Annotated in this window: 20 protein-coding genes; 11 read left to right on the top strand and 9 right to left on the bottom strand. The window is 63.6% G+C overall.

The features are described 5' to 3' along the window. Nucleotides 1-81 precede the first annotated feature (81 nt). Entirely contained in the window at nucleotides 82-537 is a 456-nt protein-coding gene (locus JNO51_RS13450) for a bacterioferritin (RefSeq protein WP_215778096.1), read from the top strand. Between the two features lie 36 nt (nucleotides 538-573). Here the strand turns inward: JNO51_RS13450 and JNO51_RS13445 are convergent, their stop codons facing one another. From JNO51_RS13445 to JNO51_RS17475, 5 genes are all read right to left on the bottom strand, one after another. Continuing rightward, entirely contained in the window at nucleotides 574-1,578 is a 1,005-nt protein-coding gene (locus JNO51_RS13445; RefSeq protein WP_215778093.1) for a glycosyltransferase family 2 protein, read from the bottom strand. 23 nt (nucleotides 1,579-1,601) lie between these two features. Then, nucleotides 1,602-3,314, bottom strand: a complete 1,713-nt coding sequence (locus JNO51_RS13440) for an ABC transporter ATP-binding protein (protein ID WP_215778091.1) — start codon at nucleotides 3,312-3,314, stop codon at nucleotides 1,602-1,604. Continuing rightward, nucleotides 3,314-3,994, bottom strand: a complete 681-nt coding sequence (locus tag JNO51_RS13435; protein ID WP_215778088.1) for a lasso peptide biosynthesis B2 protein — start codon at nucleotides 3,992-3,994, stop codon at nucleotides 3,314-3,316. Before JNO51_RS13435 ends, JNO51_RS13440 begins: the two co-directional genes overlap by 1 nt. Further along, on the bottom strand, nucleotides 3,991-5,583 hold the full coding sequence (locus JNO51_RS13430; protein ID WP_215778085.1) for an asparagine synthase-related protein: 1,593 nt from the start codon (nucleotides 5,581-5,583) through the stop codon (nucleotides 3,991-3,993). Before JNO51_RS13430 ends, JNO51_RS13435 begins: the two co-directional genes overlap by 4 nt. 62 nt (nucleotides 5,584-5,645) lie before the next feature. Next, nucleotides 5,646-5,777, bottom strand: coding sequence for a hypothetical protein (locus tag JNO51_RS17475; protein WP_256444948.1), 132 nt, complete (start codon nucleotides 5,775-5,777; stop codon nucleotides 5,646-5,648). Nucleotides 5,778-5,803: 26 nt separating this feature from the next. On the opposite strand from JNO51_RS17475, the gene JNO51_RS13425 reads away from it, so the two are divergent. The 10 genes from JNO51_RS13425 (at nucleotide 5,804) to JNO51_RS13380 (ending at nucleotide 20,038) form a co-directional block, all read left to right on the top strand. Next, nucleotides 5,804-6,145: a hypothetical protein gene (locus tag JNO51_RS13425; RefSeq protein ID WP_215778083.1), complete on the top strand. Its 342-nt coding sequence runs from the start codon at nucleotides 5,804-5,806 to the stop codon at nucleotides 6,143-6,145. Between the two features lie 192 nt (nucleotides 6,146-6,337). Continuing rightward, nucleotides 6,338-6,427 carry a K(+)-transporting ATPase subunit F gene (kdpF, locus tag JNO51_RS13420; RefSeq protein ID WP_133678765.1) on the top strand — a complete coding sequence of 30 codons (90 nt, stop codon included), beginning with the start codon at nucleotides 6,338-6,340 and terminating at the stop codon, nucleotides 6,425-6,427. Nucleotide 6,428: 1 nt separating this feature from the next. Next, a complete protein-coding gene (gene kdpA, locus JNO51_RS13415; RefSeq protein ID WP_215778080.1) occupies nucleotides 6,429-8,237 on the top strand; it encodes a potassium-transporting ATPase subunit KdpA in 1,809 nt (602 codons plus the stop codon). Nucleotides 8,238-8,259: 22 nt separating this feature from the next. Beyond that, nucleotides 8,260-10,335: a potassium-transporting ATPase subunit KdpB gene (kdpB, locus tag JNO51_RS13410; protein ID WP_215778078.1), complete on the top strand. Its 2,076-nt coding sequence runs from the start codon at nucleotides 8,260-8,262 to the stop codon at nucleotides 10,333-10,335. A 10-nt stretch (nucleotides 10,336-10,345) separates the two neighbouring features. Then, entirely contained in the window at nucleotides 10,346-10,918 is a 573-nt protein-coding gene (gene kdpC, locus JNO51_RS13405; RefSeq protein WP_215778076.1) for a potassium-transporting ATPase subunit KdpC, read from the top strand. Between the two features lie 121 nt (nucleotides 10,919-11,039). Next, nucleotides 11,040-13,727, top strand: coding sequence for a DUF4118 domain-containing protein (locus JNO51_RS13400; protein ID WP_215778073.1), 2,688 nt, complete (start codon nucleotides 11,040-11,042; stop codon nucleotides 13,725-13,727). A 5-nt stretch (nucleotides 13,728-13,732) separates the two neighbouring features. After that, on the top strand, nucleotides 13,733-14,431 hold the full coding sequence (gene kdpE, locus JNO51_RS13395; RefSeq protein WP_215778071.1) for a two-component system response regulator KdpE: 699 nt from the start codon (nucleotides 13,733-13,735) through the stop codon (nucleotides 14,429-14,431). A 117-nt stretch (nucleotides 14,432-14,548) separates the two neighbouring features. Next, on the top strand, nucleotides 14,549-15,829 hold the full coding sequence (locus tag JNO51_RS13390) for a murein transglycosylase A (protein ID WP_215778069.1): 1,281 nt from the start codon (nucleotides 14,549-14,551) through the stop codon (nucleotides 15,827-15,829). Nucleotides 15,830-15,848: 19 nt separating this feature from the next. Beyond that, entirely contained in the window at nucleotides 15,849-16,925 is a 1,077-nt protein-coding gene (locus JNO51_RS13385; RefSeq protein ID WP_215778067.1) for an efflux RND transporter periplasmic adaptor subunit, read from the top strand. A gap of 11 nt (nucleotides 16,926-16,936) precedes the next feature. Then, entirely contained in the window at nucleotides 16,937-20,038 is a 3,102-nt protein-coding gene (locus tag JNO51_RS13380; protein ID WP_215778065.1) for an efflux RND transporter permease subunit, read from the top strand. A gap of 16 nt (nucleotides 20,039-20,054) precedes the next feature. Here the strand turns inward: JNO51_RS13380 and JNO51_RS13375 are convergent, their stop codons facing one another. From JNO51_RS13375 to queF, 4 genes are all read right to left on the bottom strand, one after another. Further along, the gene (locus tag JNO51_RS13375; RefSeq protein ID WP_215778063.1) at nucleotides 20,055-20,759 is read right to left on the bottom strand and encodes an alanyl-tRNA editing protein; all 705 of its coding nucleotides are present in this window, start codon (nucleotides 20,757-20,759) and stop codon (nucleotides 20,055-20,057) included. Nucleotides 20,760-20,773: 14 nt separating this feature from the next. Next, the gene (locus tag JNO51_RS13370) at nucleotides 20,774-21,487 is read right to left on the bottom strand and encodes an alanyl-tRNA editing protein (protein ID WP_215778060.1); all 714 of its coding nucleotides are present in this window, start codon (nucleotides 21,485-21,487) and stop codon (nucleotides 20,774-20,776) included. A gap of 93 nt (nucleotides 21,488-21,580) precedes the next feature. Beyond that, nucleotides 21,581-21,979 carry a DUF2799 domain-containing protein gene (locus JNO51_RS13365; RefSeq protein ID WP_215778057.1) on the bottom strand — a complete coding sequence of 133 codons (399 nt, stop codon included), beginning with the start codon at nucleotides 21,977-21,979 and terminating at the stop codon, nucleotides 21,581-21,583. A 1-nt stretch (nucleotide 21,980) separates the two neighbouring features. Then, entirely contained in the window at nucleotides 21,981-22,811 is an 831-nt protein-coding gene (gene queF, locus JNO51_RS13360; protein WP_215782730.1) for an NADPH-dependent 7-cyano-7-deazaguanine reductase QueF, read from the bottom strand. Between the last annotated feature and the right edge of the window lie 18 nt (nucleotides 22,812-22,829).

The raw sequence follows: 22,829 nt of genomic DNA, 5'->3' as shown, positions 1-22,829 counted from the left end.
TCGCCTGCAGTTCTTCGGCAATGCTGCTACAGTCCATAAGTCGACCTGTCCTGCAGGACGGGTATTCCAAAGGAGAGCTGCATGAATGCCAAAGATACCAAAAAAGCGATTGAAGCCCTGAATCACATCATGGAACTGGAGTTGGCCGGGGTGGTGAAGTACACCCACTATGCGCTGATGGTGTATGGCTACAACCGTATCCCCATCGTGTCATGGCTCAAGGGCAATGCCACGGAGAGTCTGGACCATGCCCATCGTGCCGGCGAGCTGGTGACTCTGCTGGGCGGTCATCCTTCACTGAAGATCGGCGCCCTGCTGGAAACTGAGCGTCATGATATCGGCGATATCCTGCGCGAGAGTCTGTCGCATGAGCAGGCCGCACTCGATGCCTACTACGAGCTGCTGAAGATCAGTGCCGACAAGTCGGTTCTGCTGGAGGAATATGCCCGCGAGATGATCGTGCAGGAAGAGCTGCATCTTGACGAGGTCAACAAGATGCTGCGCGCACCGGGCGCACTCAAACCCTTCTCTGCCTGATCCTGACTGACCGGTTGCGGCTTGCACCGCAGCCGGTCATGCCTTGCTGCGCTTGAGACGCCGCCTCAACTGGAAGTTCAGGAAAGTGCGGCCGAGCGAGGGATGCAGCAGGGGCAAGCCCACCCATTTCCTTTCTCCTGGCGCCAGCGGCAGTTTGCGCAGCAGGCCGAGCGTCAGTTCGCCATCCAGGCGCAGGCTGCTGAGCAGGCGTTGATAGAGAAACTCGTCCAGAGACTGGTCGCGGATCAGATCCTTGAAGCCTTCCCTGCCGAGAAAGCGTACCGCCAGCTGCTGGAACTCCGGGCGCAGCGCCGGCCAGTGCTGGCTTTGCTGCAGGGTGTCCTTGACGCGTTGCAGGATGGTGATGCGGTCTTCCACCAGGAAGGGCGCGTACTGCGCACGAATGCCGCGCTGGCGCTGACGATTGCCGTACAGGGCCAGTGGCACGATCTGCACCCGCGTGACCGAGGCCATCAGCCGGACGGAGAACTCCAGATCCTCGTAAACCAGTCCTTCGGCAAAGCGCATCGACCCCATGCTCTCGCGCCGGTACAGCCGGCTGCAGACGCTGACGGGCAATTCTCCGGTCAGCAGGGCGCGCAGTCCGTCCAGGCCGGCCATCCCTTTGCCTGCCACGGTATAGGTTGGCGGGAAGTTGCAGGGGGTGCCATCGGCAAAGCCGTGCATCCAGCATTGCACCACGTCGGCCTGACTGTTCTCGGCCGCGTTGACCAGGGTGTGCAGGAAAGTGGGGTGCAGCAGATCGTCGGCATCGACAAAGGCAATAAAGCGGCCTCGAGCCTGCTCCAGCCCGGTGTTGCGAGCTGCGCCGACGCCGCCGCGCTGGCGGCGGGCATAGCGCAGCCGGGTGTCGGAGGCGATCAGCGAGCGCAGCCGAACCGGTGTTTCGTCGCTGCTGCCGTCATCGACGATGATCAGCTCGAAATTGGTAAAGGTCTGTGCCGTGATTGAGCGCAGCGTGGTTTCGAGATAACTGAGGTCGTTGTAGCTGGGAAGGATGATGGAAACGATGGGCTGCATGGCAAACCGCAAAAATGGAATGATTATCCATGCTCATGGGTTTGATCACAAGGCAGAAGGCCATTGTTGTCATGAATTCGTCCTTCAGCGGGGCCGAGGCTCAGGATCTGCTCGCATTGCTGCAGGCAATAAGCCGAGTGGCTGGCGACGATGATGGTCAGGCCACTGCTGCGCAGCCGGGCCAGTAACTGGCGCTCGGTTTCGCTGTCCAGCGCCGCCGTCGGCTCGTCCAGAATCAGCACCGCCGGCTGGTGCAGCAGGGCTCGTGCAATGGCCAGTCGCATCCTCTCTCCGCCGGACAGATTGCCCCCCTCCGGGCTGACCGGATGCTCCCATCCCTCAGGCTTGTCTGCGATGAGCCGGTCCAGGCAGGCCAGGTAGCAGGCACGCTGCAACAGCTGGGCATCGACCGGCTGGCTCAGACCCAGGGTCAGGTTGTCGCGCAGGCTGCCTGCCAACAGCTGAGGCTGCTGTCTGACGCCGGTCACCAGCGCATGCCACGTCTCATCACTGCAGGTTTCGGCGCAACACGTTCCCAGGCAGATGCTGCCCTGATAACCACTCAGTTTCAGCAGGGCGTCCAGCACGCGGCTTTTGCCTGTCCCTGAGGGGCCGGTGAGCCCCAGCCATTGACCGGGGGGAACGGAGAACGACAGGGGGGCACCGCTGCCCACCTGCAGTGCCGCCACCTGCAGTGCCGCCACCTGCAGGGTGGCCGGTAATGCCGGATGGAGAGCGGGCCGGGACGGCTGGCAGTCGGTCGATAGCCAGCGGACGCCTTCTTCCAGCGCCAGCAGATGACGCTGCATGTCGAACAGGCTGCCCGCCAGCCAGGTCATGGGCATGGCGAACTGGATCATGTAGGCATTGAGCATGACCAGATCGCCCAGACTGCCATGCCCCTGCTGAATCGCCAGGGTCGACAGCAGCAGGCCGGCCAGCAGGCCGGCCGAGATCAGCAGGATTTTGCCGGCGTAGAGTGTGCCCAGTCGGCGGTTGCCACGGATGACCGCGTCCTGCCAGCGTGTGCAGTACTGGCTGGCCTGCTGCATGGCCTGGGTCTGCGCGTTGTTCAGCTGCAGGGTGGGAATCAGGCCGAGGCGCTCCTGCAGATGTCCGCTCAGCCGGGTGCTTTCGTGGTGGATGTCGCGGGTGACGTCGCGTGCGACGCGCACGGTGAGCAGCGAGCAGCCGAAGAAGGCCGCCATGGTCAGGAGCAGGACCAGCGCGATCTGCCCGCCCTGGCTGAGGGTCAGCAGCCAGGCCGCACCGATCAGTTCGATGACGATGGGCAGCAGGCCCCAACTGAGATTGCAGGTCAGGGCGCCGACGCTGCCGGCTACGCGGCGGAAAATCGCCAGGGTTTCGCCGGCCGGCTCCTGCGGATTGTGTGTGCGCCATGGCTGGCGGATGCGATGTTCGAACAGCGCCAGCCCGAGGCCGCATTCGAAAGAGGCCGACAGGCTGGCGGCCAGGGTGTTCTTCCAGAAGAAGGCCACCTGGCTGGCGCCCCAGCACAGGGCATAGGCACTGATGGTCAGGATGCCGGGCCAATGTTGCTGGTCCTGCAATTGGTCCAGCGACTGCTTGAGCAGCCAGGGCGTGAGGATGCTGGCGCTGCTGATCAGGCAGACCACCAGCGAGATCATGCCCAATTGCGCCAGGGCACGCGGGTGGTGGCGGCGCAATGCCGCCAGCAGGCGGCGATAGTGTTGCCAGGCGACAGGCAGGTTCATCAGGGTATTCGCACCAGAAGATGCAGCGCGTGATTCAGGTCGGGGCGGTCGAGCAGAACCTCTCCGCCGACATTGAGCCAGGCGTGCGCCAAAAACGGGTTGAGCTGGAAGCCGATGCAGAACTCGCAGGCGATCGACTGTCTTGCCAACCATAGCGCGGTCACCAGGGCATTTTCCAGACAGGCTGTCCGGAAGGGCAGGTAGAGGCTGCAGGCGCGAATCTGCAGCGCCAGTGACCGGCATTGCGCAGGCGCCGCCGGGCGACAGTGCTGCGTCTGGCGCCGGGCCAGCCGGACAAACTGACCATGCAGGCCGCGCGTCTGCGTCATGAGGCGGGTCAGCAGGAAGTCCCACAGGATCCGGCTGCGCTGGCCCGGGACCAGGGGCGGCGGGTGGTCTGGCGGCAGCTGCCATTCGTGCAGACCGACGCCGGCCGGGCGGTGTGTCTCCTCGCGCAGGGGCTGTGACATGGCGGCGTGCCGCAGGACCCCGCCATGCAGGGCGCGTTGCACGATCGGCGCCGGTGCCCCTTCTGGGGCGGCCTGCAGGGCTTGCCGCAGCAACAGGCTGTCCGGCGCCTCGATGAAGAGGTAACGGTCACGCCGGGCATCGAGCAGGATCAGTCGCTCGCCGACAAACAGATGGTGAATGTGGGGAGCAAAGATCAGATGCGCCGTCATGTCAGCTCCCGGCTGGCTTGCTGCAGGAAGCGCTCGACGGCGATGACCTTCATCAGCAGCGGCGAGATGTCGCCGATGCCGTAGCGCTGCCGCTGCAGTTCAGCTTCGAGTGCCGGCCAGGAAAGCAGTCCCTGCCTCACCAGCCAGCCTTCGCGGATCAGTTCGGCCAGGGCCTGGTGATGCCGGTTCAGTGCGCGCAGCACCATGGCCGTGGTGTGACCCTTGCTCTGACGCCAGAGACCGGGTTCGCGGTAACGCTGGTACAGGGCGCGTCGCAGCGCGAGCCGGCTGTGTTGCGCATCAAAGCTCTGCCAGGCTGGCAGCGCATGCGCAGCGCGCAGAATGGCCCGGTCAAAGAAGGGAAACACCACCCGGGTGCAACCATCGCGCAGACGATGGTGTGACAGCTCCTGTGCCAGCTGGAACAGCAAGGTGGCGCGCCAATGCTGCATCAGCGTCAGCGTCTGCATGCCGGGCTGCTGGCGCCAGCTTTCCGCCTGGCGGGCCAGCCGCTGCAGGCGCAGGCTGCCTCCGTTGCTCTGCCAGGTCTGGTCATCCGGCATCTCCGCTCGGCCGCGCAGGGTTTGCCACTGCAGTTGCAGCAACTTGAAGCGCAGGCTCAGCAGGGGGAGTCCGTAAAGGGCGGCGAGGCGGCGCAGGGTGTCTTCGCGCTGGGCTGCCGGTGCCTCCAGCACGCTGGCCACCGGCGGGCTGGCAAGAAACAGATGATCGCCACCGTGACCGTTCAGGTGCGGCAGTGAGCTCGCGCCATGACAGTGGTCGAGCAGGCTTTGTTCATAGCCGAGGGCGAGAAACATCATCGAGGGGTGGTTGGCCGGCAGCGTCGTATGCAGCGGCATGCAGTCGATGTGTGCCAGATCGATCAATTGCTGTGATACACCGAGCCGTACGGCGCATTGCTGGGCATGACGCCGGTCATCCGGCGCGCTCGACTGGCTGTCCCAGGCGGTGACGGTCTGTACCGGGATGCTCAGGGCGCGGGCGCTGAGCAGCAGGGCAGTGGAGTCGAGGCCGCCGGAAAACTCCAGCAAGGCCCCCTGCTTGCCCAGTCGGGTCGCCAGGCTGTCCTGCAGCCCTTGCGCCAGATCTCCGGGCGGATCCTGGGGGATAAGGCAATCAAGTACCTCGTGCATGCTGCTGTCCATGCGGCCCCCCTGACGCTGCAGGCGCAGTTGCTCGCCATTGAACAGTTGCAGGATGCCCTTGAGCGGGGACTGGCGTAGCTGGGTTTCCTCCCGGCACAGGAAGTAGGCCAGATGGGGCAGGTCCCACTCGCGCCAGCCGGTCTGGCGTTGCAGCCACAGCCAGCGGTCGCCGATCAGCAGCGTGTCGTGGTGCAGGCAGAAGAACAGCGGAAAGCGGGCATCGATGGCTTTGCGCAGGGTGATGTGTTCGGGAGTCAGATGGAGCTGGTTGCCCTCCGGCAGGGGCAGGGTACGGTCCAGGGGGGCGCTGAGCAGTCCCGGTGTGGCCAGCAGGGCGAGATCGTCCGGCCAGACGGGGGAGTGCAGAGGGGTGACGGGCTGATCGGAGAACCATAATTGGATTTGTCGGATGGTGGTGGTCATGGCGGGCTTGTTGGTAGGGAAGAAAACCGCCCCGGCCAGGTTCCGGGGCGGCCGTGGCGGGGTCAGACGCGCTTGTAAACCCAGGCGGAGATTTCATAGATCGAGCCACCCTGGGTGCCTCGTGTGTGGTGAGAGGCGCAGATTTCGTGGCCCAGTTTTCCGGCAGTCAGTACATGGCGCTTGAACAGTTTCATGAGGCTTTCTCCAAGAAGAGGCGTCCGTGAATTCGGTCGCCTTTGTCACAGAGGCGGCGGGCGGGCGATGGTTTCCGGCCTGCCACGGCATGGCCCGCCGCGCGGGCGGCGCCGGGCAGGAAATCAGCCTTCAGGGTTGTTTCGGCCGATTGCCGGAAGGGCCTTGCCGTGTCGCGATCGCGTCAAGCAAGGATGTCGGCGCTTTGTGGTTCGCGATGATCTCGCGTGCCAGAGAACGGTTCGAGGCCGGCTGGGATACAGAAAAAGCTGATGTCACGAGCGGCGCAGCACTGGCATGGGTACAGGCCAAGCCCTGCCGCTGGCGGGGCATTTTCTCTTTGTCTGCCTCGCGCCAATCATTGGTGTAATGGTTTTTTTACGCCGTTTTTATATCCCAAAGCGTAATGTGCCAGCGTGAATCCCCGGGCGAGGTACTGCGGTGCCGCCGCCCTGAATAACCTGGAGATCGTGATGGATTTGATCTACGTCGGTCTGACGCTGCTGTTCGCGCTGCTGACTTTCTTGCTGATCGAAGGCTGCGCGCGGCTGGGAGGCAAGTCATGAGTCTGATTTACCTGTTGAGTGCTGCCTCGGCAATCGGGTTGCTGGTGTACCTGATTTATGCCCTGTTGAAACCGGAGAATTTCTAACATGACGTCTGATGCCCTGATTTTGCTGGGGACCTTTCTGCTGGCGCTGTTGCTGCTGTCCTATCCGCTGGGTGGCTATATGGCGCGGATCATCAAGGGCGAGACCCCCGGTGCGGCCCGCGTGTTGCGGCCGCTCGAATGTGCCATTTATCGCCTGTGCGGCGTCGACCCGGAACAAGAGTCTGGCTGGAAGGGCTATGCCATCGGACTGATCGTTTTTAGTCTGGTGGGCACCCTGTTTACGTATCTGCTGCAGCGCGTGCAGGGCTATCTGCCGCTCAATCCGCAAGGAATGGGCGCGGTCGGCCCGGATACGGCATTCAATACCGCCATTTCCTTTGTCGCCAATACCAACTGGCAAAGCTATGGCGGTGAAAGCACCATGAGCTATCTGACCCAGATGATGGCGCTGACGGTACAGAACTTCCTGTCTGCCGCCAGCGGCATTGCCGTGGTGGTGGCGCTGATTCGCGGTTTTGCACGCCACAGCGCTGCCGCCATTGGCAATCTGTGGGCCGATTTGACACGCATTACGCTGTATATCCTGTTGCCGCTGGCTATGGTGTTCAGCCTGTTGTTTGTCGGCCAGGGGGTGATCCAGAATCTGCGCCCCTACCAGGAAGTGACCACGGTGCAGGCCACCCAGTATCAGCAAGCGCGTCTGGACAAGGAGGGCAATCCGGTCAAGGACGCCAGCGGCAAGCCGGTGGTGGATACGCTGACCGCCAGGACTCAGACCCTGGCCATGGGCCCGGTCGCCTCGCAGGAGGCCATCAAGATGCTGGGGACCAATGGCGGTGGTTTCTTCAATGCCAACTCGGCCCATCCGTTTGAAAACCCGACCCCGCTGAGCAATCTGCTGCAAATGCTGGCGATCTTCCTGATCCCGGCGGGTCTGTGCTTTACCTTCGGCAGCATGGTGGGCGACAAGCGCCAGGGCTGGGCGGTGATTGCCGCCATGACGGTGCTGTTTGTCTCGCTGACCTGCGTCGGCCTGTGGGCCGAGCAGAAAGGCGTGCCGGCACTGAATGCGCTGCATGTCGACCAGCAGGCCAGCAGTCTGCAGGCCGGCGGCAATATGGAGGGCAAGGAGACCCGTTTTGGCATCAACAGCACCATGCTGTTTGTGGCCGTGACCACCTCGGCCTCCTGCGGTGCGGTCAATGCCATGCATGACTCCCTGACGCCGCTGGGCGGTCTGGTGCCGACCTTCCTGATGCAACTGGGTGAAGTGGTATTCGGTGGTGTCGGTTCCGGTCTGTACGGCATGCTGATCTTTGCCATTCTGGCGGTGTTCATCGCCGGGCTGATGGTTGGGCGCACGCCGGAGTACCTCGGCAAGAAGATCGAAATTTTCGAAATGAAGATGACCGCGCTGACCATTCTGGTGACCCCGACGCTGGTGCTGGTGCTGACCGCCATTGCCGTGATGACCGATGCCGGTCGTGCCGGCATTGCCAATCCGGGAGCGCATGGTTTCAGTGAAATCCTGTACGCCTTCACCTCGGCGGCCAACAACAACGGCAGCGCCTTTGGTGGCCTGTCGGCCGGGACCCCGTTCTACAACACCATGACTGGTCTGGCGATGTGGTTTGGCCGTTTCTTCATGATCGTACCGATTCTGGCCATCGGTGGTTCGCTGGCGGCCAAGAAACGTCTGCAGGCAACCTCCGGCACCCTGCCGACGCATGGGCCGCTGTTCGTGGTGCTGCTGATCGGCGTGGTGTTGCTGGTCGGGGCCCTGAACTATGTCCCGGCGCTGGCATTGGGGCCGGTGGCCGAACATTTGCAAATGATCCTGGCGCACTAACAGACGACAGGAGAGACGGAAAATGAGCCAAACAAACAAAAACCTGTCGATGTTTGATCCGAGTCTGGTCAAGCCGGCACTGATCGATTCTTTCAGAAAGCTGTCGCCACGGGCGCAATGGCGCAATCCGGTGATGTTCGTGGTGTTTGTCGGCAGCATCCTGACCACCTTGCTGCTGATCCCGGCGGCACAGGGCAAGGGCGAGGCCTCCTTCGGCTTCATTCTGGCCATCACCCTGTGGCTGTGGTTCACCCTGCTGTTCGCCAATTTTGCCGAAGCGCTGGCCGAAGGGCGCAGCAAGGCCCAGGCGGCCAGTCTGCGCAGTGCCAAGAAAAATGTGGTGGCCAAGAAGCTGACGGCCGGCGGCAAGTACGGTGACTCGGTGACCGTGGTCGATGGCGCCAGCCTGCGCAAGGGCGACATCGTGCTGGTCGAGGCCGGCGATACCATTCCGGTCGATGGCGAAGTGATCGAAGGCGTGGCCTCGGTGGACGAGTCGGCGATTACCGGCGAATCGGCCCCGGTGATCCGCGAGTTCGGTGGCGACTTCTCCTCGGTCACTGGGGGTACCCGTGTGCTGTCCGACTGGATCGTGGTGCGCATCAGTGCCAACCCGGGGGAGACCTTCCTCGACCGCATGATTGCCATGGTGGAAGGAGCCAAGCGGCAGAAGACCCCGAACGAGATCGCGCTGACCATTCTGCTGGTGGCGCTGACCATCGTGTTCCTGGTGGTGACCGTGACCCTGCTGCCGTTCTCGGTGTTCAGCGTCAATGTGGCTCACGCCGGCACGCCGATCACCATTACCGTGCTGGTTGCCCTGCTGGTCTGTCTGATTCCGACCACCATTGGCGGTCTGTTGTCGGCCATCGGTGTGGCAGGCATGAGCCGCATGATGCAGGCCAATGTGATTGCCACCTCGGGCCGTGCCGTGGAAGCCGCCGGGGACGTGGATGTATTGCTGCTGGACAAGACCGGCACCATCACGCTGGGCAACCGCCAGGCGGCCAGCTTCCTGCCGGCCATGGGCGTCAGCGTGGAAATGCTGGCTGATGCCGCCCAACTGGCCTCGCTGGCCGATGAAACCCCCGAGGGGCGCAGCATTGTGGTCCTGGCCAAGCAGCAGTTCAATCTGCGCAGCCGGGCCATTCAGGATCATGAGGCCACCTTTATTCCTTTCTCGGCCATGACGCGCATGTCGGGTGTCGACTATGACGGCCGTCAGATCCGCAAGGGCGCCATCGACGCCATCCGCAAGCATGTGCAGTCTGCCGGCGGTACCTTCCCGGAAGACGTGGGCCGCATCGCCGACGAAGTCGCCCGTCGTGGCAGCACGCCGCTGCTGGTGGCCGAAGGCAATCGGGTGCTGGGGGTGATCGAGCTCAAGGATATCGTGAAGGGCGGCATCAAGGAGCGCTTTGCCGAACTGCGTCAGATGGGCATCAAGACCATCATGATCACCGGCGATAACCCGCTGACGGCGGCGGCCATTGCGGCCGAGGCCGGGGTGGACGATTTTCTGGCCGAAGCGACGCCGGAGAACAAGCTGTCGCTGATCCGCAAGCATCAGGCAGAAGGCAAGCTGGTGGCCATGACGGGCGACGGGACCAATGACGCGCCGGCGCTGGCCCAGGCCGATGTGGCTGTGGCGATGAATACCGGTACCCAGGCGGCCAAGGAAGCCGGCAATATGGTCGATCTGGACTCTAATCCGACCAAGCTGATCGAGATCGTGGAGATCGGCAAGCAAATGCTGATGACCCGCGGTTCGCTGACCACCTTCTCGATTGCCAACGACGTGGCCAAGTATTTCGCCATCATTCCTGCCGCGTTTGCTTCGACCTATCCGCAGCTCAATGCGCTCAACGTCATGCATCTGAACAGTCCGAATTCGGCCATTCTGTCGGCGGTGATTTTCAACGCCCTGGTGATTGTGGTGCTGATTCCGCTGGCGCTGAAAGGGGTGAAGTACAAGGCGCAGGCCGCCGCGCAACTGTTGCGCGACAACCTGCTGATTTATGGCCTGGGCGGCATCATCGTCCCCTTTGTCGGCATCAAGCTGATCGACATGATCATCGGTGCCATGGGCTTGGCCTGAGGAGAACATCATGAATAAAACCATTCGTCCTGCCGTTGTGCTGTTCGTCATGCTGACGCTGATGACCGGTCTGATTTACCCGCTGGCGATGACCGGGCTGGCGCAGTGGCTGTTTCCGCAGCAGGCCAACGGCAGCCTGGTGAGTCGCAACGGCCAACTGGTCGGTTCCCGCCTGATCGGGCAAAACTTCAGCGATAATCGCTATTTCTGGAGTCGTCCCTCGGCCACCAGCCCGATGAGCAATAATGCCGCCAACTCAGGTGGCTCGAATCAGGGGCCGACCAATCCGGCGCTGAGCGATGCGGTCAAGTCGCGTATCGAGGCGCTCAAGGCGGCGGGTCCGGTGCCGGCCGGTGCCGTACCGGTGGATCTGGTCACCGCCTCGGCCAGTGGCCTGGATCCGGACATCTCGCCCGCCGCGGCTTACTATCAGGTGCTGCGTGTTGCTGCCGTGCGCAAGCTGCCGGCCGAGCGGGTGAAGGCCCTGGTGGACAGCCAGGTCATTGGCCCGCAGTGGGGATTCCTCGGTGAGTCGCGGGTGAATGTCCTGCAGCTGAACCTGGCCCTCGACGAGATGAAATAAACCGTTGGGTGCCGTGTTGGATGGCGCACTTGAAGAGTGCGCCCTACGCATTTGTGCCGTAGGGGGCATTCGCCGAAGGCAATGCGCCAATGCACCTTTCCGATATTGAAGGAATGGCAACATGACCGATGATCAGCGACCAGATCCGGACGAACTGCTCAATCAGCTAAAGCGTGAAGAGGCGGAGGCGCAGCGTGGCCGGCTGAAAATCTTCTTCGGTGCCTGCGCCGGTGTCGGCAAAACCTACGCCATGCTGAGTGCGGCACAGGAGCGTATGGCTGGTGGCGGCGAGGTGGTGGCCGGGGTGGTGGAGACCCATGGCCGCAAGGAAACCGAAGAGAAGCTGGCCGGGCTGAAGCAGTTGCCGCTCAGGGAGATCGAGTACAAGGGGCACACGCTCAGGGAGTTCGACCTGGATGCCGCCCTGGCGCTGCGGCCCCCGCTGATCCTGATCGACGAGTTTGCCCATTCCAATGTGCCGGGTTCGCGCCATCCCAAGCGCTGGCAGGATGTCGAGGAGTTGCTGGCGGCCGGCATCGACGTCTACACCACCCTGAATGTGCAGCATCTGGAAAGCCTGAATGATGTGGTCGGGCAGATTACCGGCATCGTGGTGCGCGAGACCTTGCCGGACAAGGTCTTCGACTCGGCGGACGAGGTGGCGCTGGTCGATTTGCCGCCGGAAGAGCTGCTGGGGCGTCTGCATGCCGGCAAGGTGTATATCGCCCACCAGGCCAAGCGCGCCGTCGACAACTTCTTTCGCAAGGGTAATTTGCTGGCCCTGCGCGAGCTGGCGCTGCGCCGTACGGCTGACCGGGTCGATGCCCAGATGCGTGCCTATCGTGCCGACCAGGCGATCAAACCGGTGTGGCAGGCGCGCGAGCGTCTGCTGATCTGTCTCGGGCCGGCGCCGGGCGGCGAGAAGCTGGTGCGCAGTGCCAAGCGCATGGCGGCCAACCTCGATGCCGACTGGATCGTGGTGTATGTCGAGACGCCGCATCTGCAGCGGCTGAGTCAGGCGGCGCGTGACCGCATCCTGAAGGTTTTGCGTCTGGCGCAGGAGCTCGGCGCCGAGACCAGCGTGCTGGCCGGTGCCGATCTGGCGGAAACCGTCGAGGCCTACGCCAATACCCGCAATGTTTCCAAACTGGTGGTCGGCAAATCGCCGCGCAGCCGCTGGTCGCAGATTGTCCGTCCGACCCTGGTGGATGAACTGTCGCGTCGCCACAGCCAGTTCGATATCTATGTGGTCGGTAATGAGGCGACCACCGAGGGCGACGCCCGCCCGGATGGTCTGCGTCGTCGTGACGGCCTGTACGCGTCGCGCGAGGCGGAAGAGAAGAAACGGGTCGGCTATCTGGCCGCGGCCGGGGTGTGTGCCGCCACGACGGCACTGGCCTCCGTGCTGGTGCCACTGCTGGATCTGTCCAACATCATCATGATCTACCTGATGGTGGTGGTGGGGATTGCGGTGCGCTTCGGGCGCGGGCCGGGCGTGCTGGCGTCCTTCCTCTCGGTGGCGGTGTTCGATTTCTTTTTTGTGCCGCCGCGCATGTCGTTCTCGGTGTCGGATACCCAGTATCTGGTGACCTTTGTCGTCATGCTGGGGGTGGCGCTGACCATCAGCCAGCTGACGGCACGCATGAGTTTCTCCGTCCGCATTGCCACCCAGCGCGAACGTCGCACCCGCGCGCTGTTTGACCTGGGACGCGAGCTGGCCGGTGCCCTGACGGCGCAGCAAATCATCGAGATCGGCGCCAGTCATGTCGAGGCGCTGTTCCAGGCGCGATGTGATCTGCTCACGCCCAATAGTCAGGAGCAAGTGCGCCCGGCGCTGGAGAAGGAGATTGCCGATGTGGGGGTGGCGCAGTGGGTGTATGACCACCAGCAGCCGGCGGGACTGGGGACCGATACCTTGCCATCCAGTGCCGCGCTGTATGTGCCGCTCAAGGCGCCGATGCGCACGCGCGGCGTGCTGGCCCTGGTGCCGCAGGACCTGCATCAGGTGTTTATTCCCGAACAGCAGCGATTGCTGGAAACCTGTGCCAGCCAGATCGCGCTGTCACTGGAGCGGGTGCACTACGTCGAAGTGGCTCAGGATGCCATCGTGGCGATGGAGTCGGAGCGTCTGCGCAACAGTGTGCTGTCGGCCATCTCGCATGATTTGCGTACCCCGCTGACCACCATGGTCGGGCTGTCGACCTTGCTGGCGCAGACGCTGTCGCGCGAGCGCCAGCTGGAGGTGGCCCATCTGATCCATGACGAGGCCTTGCGCATGAACAATCTGGTGACCAATCTGCTGGATATGGCGCGCTTGCAGTCCGGCGTGCGGCTCAACAAGCAGTGGCAGTTGCTGGATGATGTGGTGGGCAGTGCGCTGCGCTCGGCCGATACGGCACTGCAGCACCATGAGCTGCAGATCGCTTTGCCGGCGGATCTGCCTCTGCTGGAGTTCGACGAGGTGCTGATCGAGCGTGTGCTGGTCAATTTGCTGCAAAATGCCGGCAAATATACCCCGGAAGGGTCCCTGATCTGCCTCTCGGCGCGTGTTGAGGCGCGTGAGGTGGCGATCATGGTGAGCGATAATGGTCCGGGCCTGCCGGTGGGGTTGGAAAACCGGCTGTTCGATAAATTTACCCGGGGTATCTCCGAGTCGCCGACGCCGGGTGTCGGTCTGGGGCTGGCGATCTGCCGCTCGATTGTCGAGGCGCATGGGGGCAGCATTGAGGCCAGCGCGGTCGAACCACACGGTGCCCGCTTCACCTTTACTTTGCCGCTGGGGCACCCCCCGGTGGTGCCGGAGGCCTGATTGCCATGAGTGAACTGCCGATTTCCATCGTCATGATCGAAGATGAAAAGGCCATTCGCCATTTTCTGGTGGCGGCGCTCGAGAACGAGGGCATGCGCGTGTTTGAGGCGGAAAGCGGCAAGAAGGGTCTGATCGAGGTCGAGACGCGCAAGCCGGATCTGGTCATCCTCGATCTCGGTTTGCCGGATCTGGATGGCGTGGAGGTGATCCAGCGCCTGCGCCAGTGGTCGCAAGTGCCGATTCTGGTGTTGTCGGCCCGTACCCAGGAAGCGCAAAAAGTGGCGGCGCTGGATGCCGGCGCCGAAGATTATCTGACCAAGCCCTTTGGCGTGGCCGAGTGCCTGGCGCGGGTGCGGGTGTTGCTGCGGCGCCGGGTGCGCGACAGTGCTTCGGCCAGTCAGGTGTTCGAGTTTGGTGATGTGCGGGTCGATCCGGTCAGGCGCCTGGTGTACAAGGCCGGCACCGAAGTGCGCCTGACGCCGGTGGAGTACCGGCTGCTCAGCGTGCTGATCCGCGATGCCGGCAAGGTGCTGACGCATCGTGAGTTGCTGCGCGAGGTCTGGGGGCCGTCTTATTCGGAGAGCAACCAGTATCTGCGAGTGTATATGGGGCATTTGCGCCAGAAGCTGGAAGATAATCCGGCCATGCCGCGCCATATCCTGACCGAGACCGGGGTCGGTTACCGGCTCAGCACGACGGGCTGAGGCCGGACCTTTGGTCAGGCCGCTAGCCCGCCCTGGCGAGGATCCGAGATCTTTGCTTGGCGCTGGTCAGGGTGCGGGATAAACTGCTGCTTTTCCCGTCGCCTGCCCTGATTACCCATGTTGAAGTCTTTGCGTTCCCTGTTGCCCCTGCTGCCGCTGTCCCTGCTGGTAGCGTGTTCCAGTCTTCCCCCGTCTGCACCGCTCACCCCGCCGTCTCCCGGCGGATCGCCGGTCAGTGCCGGTGCGATCCATTTCAGTCCCGGGCCGGTGACGGCGCTGCCGGATTGGCAGCAACAGGATCTGTCCGCCTCGCTGGCGGCCTTGCGCCAGAGTTGCCGTGTGGTGGCGCGGCAGCCGCAGTGGAGCGCCCCTTGCCAGGGGCTGGCGAGTCTCGGCAGCGAAGACAATCAGGCGCTGCGCCAGTTTTTCGAATCGCACTTTACTGCCTGGAAAATTCAGGACGGTGCCAAAGACAGCGGTCTGATCACCGGCTATTACGAACCGATTCTCAGCGGCAGCCGCACGCGCAGTGCTGCCACACCCTGGCCGGTCTACGGGCTGCCGGACGATTTGCTCTCGCTGTCCCTGCCTGCCTCGGCCCGCAATGGTGGCACGCTGGTGGCACGTCGGGTCGGTGCCAACCGCCTGCAGCTGGTGCCGGGGGCGAGCAGTGCCGCCCCGGGCCAGGTGCTGGTGAATCCTGCCGACTTCCCGGCGGATGCCCGCGGGCAGCTCAAGGGGCGCATCGATAATGGTCGTCTTTTGCCCTATTACACGCGCGCCGAACTGGCGGCCGGGCAGGGGCATACACCGCCGGTGCTGGCCTGGGTGGAAGATCCGGTTGAGCTGTTTTTCCTGCAGGTACAGGGCGCCGGTCGTATCCAGCTGGACGATGGCAGCATTCTGCGTGTCGGGGTGGCCGACAATAACGGCTGGGGTTATCAGTCGATCGGTCGCTGGCTGGTGGATCACGGTGAGCTGACCATGGGGCAGGCATCGATGAGCGGCATCCAGAACTGGGTGCGCCTGCATCCGGATCGCCAGCAGACGCTGTTCAATGTCAATCCGCGCTATATCTTCTTCCGCGCCATGCCGGGCAACGACGAGGGGCCGGTCGGGGCGCTCGGGGTGCCGTTGACCAATGGCTACAGCATTGCGGTTGATCCACATTTCATTCCACTGGGCACGCCGGTGTATCTGGCGACCACCCGGCCGAATTCGCAGCAGCCGCTCAACCGGCTGATGCATGCCCAGGATACCGGCAATGCCATTCGTGGCGCGTTGCGCGCCGATTTCTTCTGGGGTTATGGTGCCGAAGCCGGACTCAATGCCGGCAGCATGAAACAGGCGGGCAGCATGTGGTTGCTGCTGCCCAATGGGGCACGTCCCTCGCTCTGATGACAGGAAAGTCTTTGCCATGCGCCGATGGTTTTGCTGGTGTTTGTTGATCGGACTGACCGCCTGCGGCAAGCAGCAGGCCGAAGAAACGGCGGCGGTGGTGCCCCGTCTGTTATCGGCGCAGGACGTCCAGGTTGCGCGCATCGCGCCGGTGGTGGATGGATTGCCGTTTACCGGCACGCTCAATCCGCTGCGCAGCAGTGTGGTGGGCTCGGAACTGGAAGGAACGGTGCTGGAGGTGGCGGTGCGCGAGGGCGAACCGGTGCGGCGCGGGCAGGTGCTGGCGCGCATCGACAGTCGTGTGGCGCGCGAGGCGATGTCGGAGCAGCAGGCGCAGCTGGCCAATCACCAGTCTCGCCTTGCGCTGGCCCGTATCAAGCTGGAGAAGCAGCGCGAGCTGTTTGCCAAGGGCTTCATCTCCAAGCTGGCCTTTGAAGAGGAAAGCAGCAATTACCGCATCGCCGAAGGTGAGTTCCGTGCGCAGCAAACGCAGCTGGCGCGTGCGCGCAAGGTGCTGGCCGACAGCGTGCTGCGGGCGCCGATCGATGGGGTGGTGTATCAGCGCAAGATCAATCCGGGCGAGCAGGCGCAACGCGGAGCCAGTCTGTTCAGCATTGCTGATCTGTCGGTGCTGGAAATTACCGCCAATATCCCTTCGCAGCAGGTTGCCCGACTGCGTTTGGGCATGACGGGCCAGTTTCGTATCGAGGGCAGTGATCAGCGCTGGCAGGGGACGCTGGTGCGCATGAATCCGGTCGCTCAGTCCTCGACGCGCAGTTTTGCCGTGTTTCTGCGCGTGGCCAATCCGCAGGGGCAGTTGCGTGCCGGACAATTCGTCCAGGGGACGATCGGCCTGACTCAGGTCGCGGATCAGGTGGCGCTGCCGTTGACTGCGGTGCATGACGCCGATGGCCAGCCATGGGTGATGGGCGTGCGCGACGGCAAACTGGTGCGACTGCCGGTGCAGATTCGGCTGCGGGCCGAGGCAGAGCGCCTGGCCGCGATCTCCGGGGTGACGCCGGGGCAGACCGTGGTGGTCGGCAGTCTGCTGGGGCTGAAGGCGGGCGACGCGGTGACGCTGCCTGCCGGTCACTGAGGAGCGCAAACATGTGGCTGACCCGCATCAGCGTCCATAATCCTTATTTCGCCACGGTGCTGATGCTGGCCCTGGTCGTGCTGGGGGCATTCTCCTGGTCGCGCCTGCCGGTGGAAGAGTTTCCGGATATCCGCTTCCCGGTGGCGGTGGTGATCACCGAGTACAGCGGTGCCTCACCGGCGGTGGTGGAGAGTGAGGTCAGCCGGCCGCTGGAGGAGGCGCTCAACACCATCAGCGGCATCAAGCATATCCGCTCCTATTCCATGCTTGGCTTCTCTTATGTGGTCGCCGAGTTCGAGCTGGGCATCGATCCGACCGTGGCCCTGCAGGATGTGCGTGACCGCGTCGGCGGGGTGCAGGGACAGTTCCGGCGCGAGATCGGCACACCGCGCGTCTCGCAGTTCAATCCCAATGATCGTCCCTTGATGTCGCTGACGCTGAATACCAGTCAGGTGAGCCAGCGTGCGCTGACGACCTGGGTCGAGCAGGTACTGAAGAAGCGCCTGCAGACCGTGCCGGGGGTGGGCGAGGTGAAAATGTATGGCGGGGTGTCGCGCGAGATCCGCATCGATGTCGATCCCTACCGGCTGGAGGCGCTTGGCTTGTCGGTGCCGGAGATCGCCGATGCCGTGCGCGAGGCCAACCGTGATTTTCCCGCCGGCACGGTGACGACGGCGCACAACGAGCTGGCGGTGCGCATCGCCGGCAAATTGAAGACGCCGGAGGATTTTGCCCGCCTGGTGGTGGGCTATCGCGACAATCGCGCTATTGCGCTGTCGGAGGTCGCCAGCGTGAGCGACGCCGAGGGAGAGCAGGACAGTGTGGCCCTGATCAACGGCCAGCCGGGCGTCGGACTGGATATCCGCGCCACCCGCGGCGCCAATGTGGTGCAGATGGCCGATGGTGTTCATGCGCTGCTGGCGGAGATGCAGTCGCAGATGCCGGCGGGTGCCACGGTGCACTTTACCGAAGACAAGTCGGTCAGCATCAAGCGCTCGCTGGCCAATGTGCAGGCCACGCTGCTGGAAGGGGCGATCCTGACCGTACTGATCGTGTTTCTGTTTCTCGGCTCCTGGCGCAGTACGGTGATTACCGGCCTGACGCTGCCGGTGGCGCTGATCGGGACGCTGTTTGCCCTGCAGATGGCGGGATTCACCCTCAACATGATGACGCTGATGGCCCTGTCGCTGTCGATCGGCCTGCTGATCGATGATGCCATCGTGGTGCGGGAAAATATCGTGCGCCATGTGAATCTGGGCAAGGGGCACCGGCAGGCGGCGCTGGACGGCACCAACGAGATCGGTCTGGCGGTGCTGGCCACGACCCTGACCATCGTGGCGGTGTTCCTGCCGGTGGGCTTCATGGGCGGGGTGATCGGCAAGTTCTTTCACCAGTTCGGTCTGACGGTGACCGTGGCGGTACTGATCTCGATGCTGGTCAGCTTTTCGCTCGATCCGATGCTGTCCTCAATCTGGCCCGACCCGCATCGGCATGGCGACCGGCACAAGGGCTGGCTGGGGCCGTTGCTGGATGGTTTCGAATCGCTGCTTGACCGGGTTGGCGGGCATTATCTGCGCGCCCTGCAGTGGTCGCTGGCACATCGCAAGACGGTGATTGGCCTGGCCCTGCTGCTGACGGTGGGCAGCTTTGCCCTGGTGCCGCGCATTGGCGGCGAGTTCATGCCGCGCCAGGACCGTGGCAGTTTTCTCATCAGTTTCAAGACGGAGGCCGGCTCGACGCTGGCGTATACCACGGACAAGGCGCGGACGCTGGAGGTGCTGATGCGTCAGATCCCGGAGGTCAAGACGGTGGGGATCTCGACCGGCAACGGCGACTTCGGTTCAGCCGCCTCGGAAGGTTCGCTGCGGGTGGATGTCGGCCCGCGTGACCAGCGCCGGCGCACGCTGACGCAGATCATTGCCCAGGCCCGCACGCTGGCGGGGCAGGTCGGCGGTATTGAGGTCAAGTCGGTCAGTGAGCTGGATCAGGATGGCGGTGGCGGGCAACCGGTGAGCATTGCGCTGCGCGGCAACGATCTGACTGCGCTGTCGCAGGCTGCCCAGCAGTTCATCAGCGGTCTGTCCAAAGTGCCGGGCATTCGCGAGCCGCGCTCCTCCCTGGCGGAGGCCGATCCCTCGCTGGACATTCAGGTGCGACGTGATGCGGCCGCCTCGCTGGGCATCGATCTCAGTCGGGTCGGTCAGACCTTGTCGACCCTGCTGGGCGGTTCGGTGGTGACTACCTGGGAAGCGCCGGATGGCGAGAATTACGATGTGCGCCTGCAGGTGCCCAAGTCCCTGCGCCGCAGCGAATTGCTGGATGTACTGACCGTGGCCGGCAATCGGGATGCCAGCGCCGGCGCCAGCATGGTGCCCCTGTCGACCGTGACCCAGCTCAAGCGTGGCGAGACGCCGCGCGAGATTGACCGGGTCGATCTGCAGCGCGAGATCACCGTGACGGCCAATATCAGTGAACGTGATCCGGCGGCGGTGTTTGCCGATGTCGACCGTCTGATCAAGCAAACGCGCCTGCCGGACGGGGTGAGCATCGATCAGCAGGGCGACAGCCAGAACATGCAGGAAGCGCTGTCGGCGGCCTTGCAGGCCCTTGGTCTGGGTGTGATCTTCATTTACATGATTCTGGCCGCGCAGTTCCGCAGTTTTACCTTGCCGGTGACCATCATGATGGCGCTGCCGCTGGCTTTTGTCGGGGTGTTTGTCGCCTTGGGGCTGTGGGGCTCGACGCTGAACATGTTCTCGGTGATCGGGATCGTGATGCTGATGGGGCTGGCGGCGAAGAACGGGATTCTGCTGGTGGACTTCATCAATCAGTCGCGCCGCGAGGGGCTGTCGCGGCACGAGGCGATTCTGGCCGCCGCGCAGGTGCGTCTGCGTCCGATCGTGATGACCAGTCTGGCGATGATCTTCGGCATGTTGCCGCTGGCGCTGTCGGGCGGCGAAGGCGCGGAGACGCAGCGGCCGATGGCGCATGCCATTATCGGCGGCCTGGTGACCTCCACCCTGCTGACGCTGCTGGTGGTGCCGGTGGTGTATACGTTGCTGGACGGGTTGCGCCGGCGCGTGCGGCGCCTGATCGGTCAGCCGGAGGCCTAGGCCCCCGGCCTGGGGCTCACAGCAGGGCGAGATGGACGCGTTTGTTGCGTGCGCCCTTGTTTTCGATTTTCTTCACCTGCACCTGGCCGATTTCGCCGGTGCGCCGGACATGGGTGCCGGCACAGGACTGCAGGTCGATGCCCTCGATTTCCACCAGGTGCACTTCTGCCGCATCCATTGGCGGCGGGGCGCTCATGGTCTTGACGAGATCCGGCTGCGCGCGCAAGACCTCGCTGCTGGTCAGCTTCATGTGTACCGGATAATCGGCACCAACCAGCCGGTCCAGTTCGCGCTGGATGGTCTCCTTGTCCAGCACCACCCCTTCGGGCAGGTTGAAATCCATGCGCCCGCCTTCTTCGTTGAGATTGCCGCCGGTCACTTCATAGGGCAGCACCACGGTCAGCAGGTGCTGGCAGGTATGCATGCGCATGTGGCGGTAACGGCGAGACCAGTCGAGTTCCAGGCTGACGCGGGTGCCGGGCGGCAGGGTCGGTGCTGCGCCGAGGTAGTGCACGATTTGTCCGCTGTCCGGGTCGCGCAGGGTGTTGACGATCGGGTAGCACACGCCACCGCTGCATAGCGTGCCGGTATCCGCCGGCTGGCCGCCGCCTTGCGGGTAGAAAATGGTGTCGGCGAGGATCAGGCCGCCCTGCGCGTCCTGACTGACCACCTCGGTCTCGAGTCGGGTTTGATAGGTGTCTTGGTAAAAGAGCTCTGCCAATTGGTTTCTCCTCCTCAGGCGTCGGCGAAGGCAATCACCACGCGCTTGTTGCGCTTGCCCTTGTTTTCGATTTTTTTCACCAGCACCGGGCCGATTTCGGCGGTATGGCGCACATGGGTGCCGCCACAGGGCTCCAGGCTGACGCCACTGATTTCAACCAGGTGAACCTCCGGTTTGTCCAGCGGCGGGGGCAGCGCCATGGAGGCGATCAGGTCGGGTTGCCGGATCAGCTCGGCGGCCGGGATCATTTTCATGGTGACCGCATGGTCGGCCGCGATCATCTGGTTGAGACGGGTTTCGATGTCGTCCTTGTTCAGTTCCTCACCCTCGGGCAGGTTGAAGTCGAGCCGGGCGCTCTCGGCGGTCAGGTTCCCGCTGGTGACTTCGTATTTGAGGACTTCGGACAGCAGGTGCAGACAGGTGTGCATGCGCATGTGGCGATGGCGCCGTGCCCAGTCGATGCGCAGGGTGACCGGGCTGCCGCTGGCCGGGTACTGGGCGGTCTCCGGCAGGAAGTGCACGATCTCGCCACTGTCGGGGTCGCGCCGGGTATTTTCCACCGCGATGACGCTGCCGTCCTGCAGGGTCAGGGTACCGGTGTCCCCGGGCTGCCCGCCGCCTTGCGGGTAGCTGATGGTGTCCGCCAGCACCACGCCGCCGGGGCGGTGGTGCAGGACGGTGGTCTGCAGTTCGGTCTGATAGGGGTCGAGATAGAAGCATTCCTGCATGATGGCCTGCCCTTGTGAGATGTCTGTTTGACAGTATTCTTACAGCGTGGGGGCAGGATGCGTCAAATGCAATACGGGTGAAGCGGCCGGCGCTCAGTGGCGCAGTGGCCAGGGGAACCAGAACGGACCGCCTCGGTTATCGATCAGGTATTCGCGGTAGGCCGGCTGGTATTTGGCCAGGAAGGCCGGCTCGCTGCTCGCCGGGCAGACGCCTTCGTAGCCCTCGCCCCGCTCGCCGACTTTTTCCCCGTTTTCCGGGGTGCAATAGCTTTGTAAACCCGTTTCGCGTGCGGTCAGATAGGCCTGGCGGTCAAAGTCGATACCGAAGCGAGCGCAGGATTCGACATGTTTCTCCAGCCGCCACAGCCCGTAACCTTGCCGGCCATCCTTCAGGCCCAGCTGTGCCGGGGTGATGTTGCGGCACTCCTGTTCGTTCATGGTGGCGCAGCCCGCCAGTGGCAGCAGGCAGAGCAGGGCGGTCAGGATTTTCATGTCATTGTCTCGCGGTACGCAGGTTGACCGGTCCGGTGGCCTGCGGGTCGTTGCTGCGCCAGGGGTTGATGTCCAGACCGCCGCGGCGGGTGTAGCGGGCATAGACGGTCAGGCGGGCCGGGGCGCACTGGCGCTGAATGTCGGCAAAGATGCGCTCGACGCATTGTTCGTGAAACTCGTTGTGCTGACGGAATCCGATCAGGTAGCGCAGCAGGCCTTCGCGATCCAGACGCGGGCCCTGGTAGTGGATGGTCACGCTGCCCCAGTCTGGCTGGCCGGTGACCAGACAATTGGATTTGAGCAGGTCGGAGCACAGGGTTTCTTCCACGATGTCGCCGGCATGCGCACGCAGGCGCAACGGGTCGGGACCGTAGTCGCTGACTTCGATGTCCAGCTCGTCGATGGATTCGCCCGGCAGTTCGGCAAAGCGTTCGGCGGCAAAGTCGGCGCGCCGGGTCAGGCTGACGCGTACCGGCGCACCGGCGGCCTGGCTCAGGTCGCGGGTCAGGCAGTCCAGCAGTGCCTGCTCGTTGTCCAGTCGGGTCTGGTTGAAGGTGTTCAGGTACAGCTTGAACGACTTCGATTCGATCAGGCAGGGCGATTCGGCCGGAATCTCGAAGGTCACGATGGCGACTTGCGGTTTGCCGCGCGCATTGAGCCAGGAGAGTTCGTAGCCATTCCAGATGTCGACGCCGCGAAATGGCAGGGCCGCCTCATCAATGCCGATTTCTTCGCGTTTGGCGCGACGCGGAATCGGGAACAGCAGGCTGGGGTCGTAGTGATCCTGATAGTCGACTTTTTTGCCCAGTGGCGAGTTTTCGGGTTGTTGCATGGTCATGCCGTGATTCTC

The organism is Paludibacterium sp. B53371 (genome assembly GCF_018802765.1).
Classification (GTDB): domain Bacteria; phylum Pseudomonadota; class Gammaproteobacteria; order Burkholderiales; family Chromobacteriaceae; genus Paludibacterium.
The sequence above is the reverse complement of the archived record's forward strand: the minus strand, read 5'-3'. Positions and strand labels throughout refer to the sequence as shown.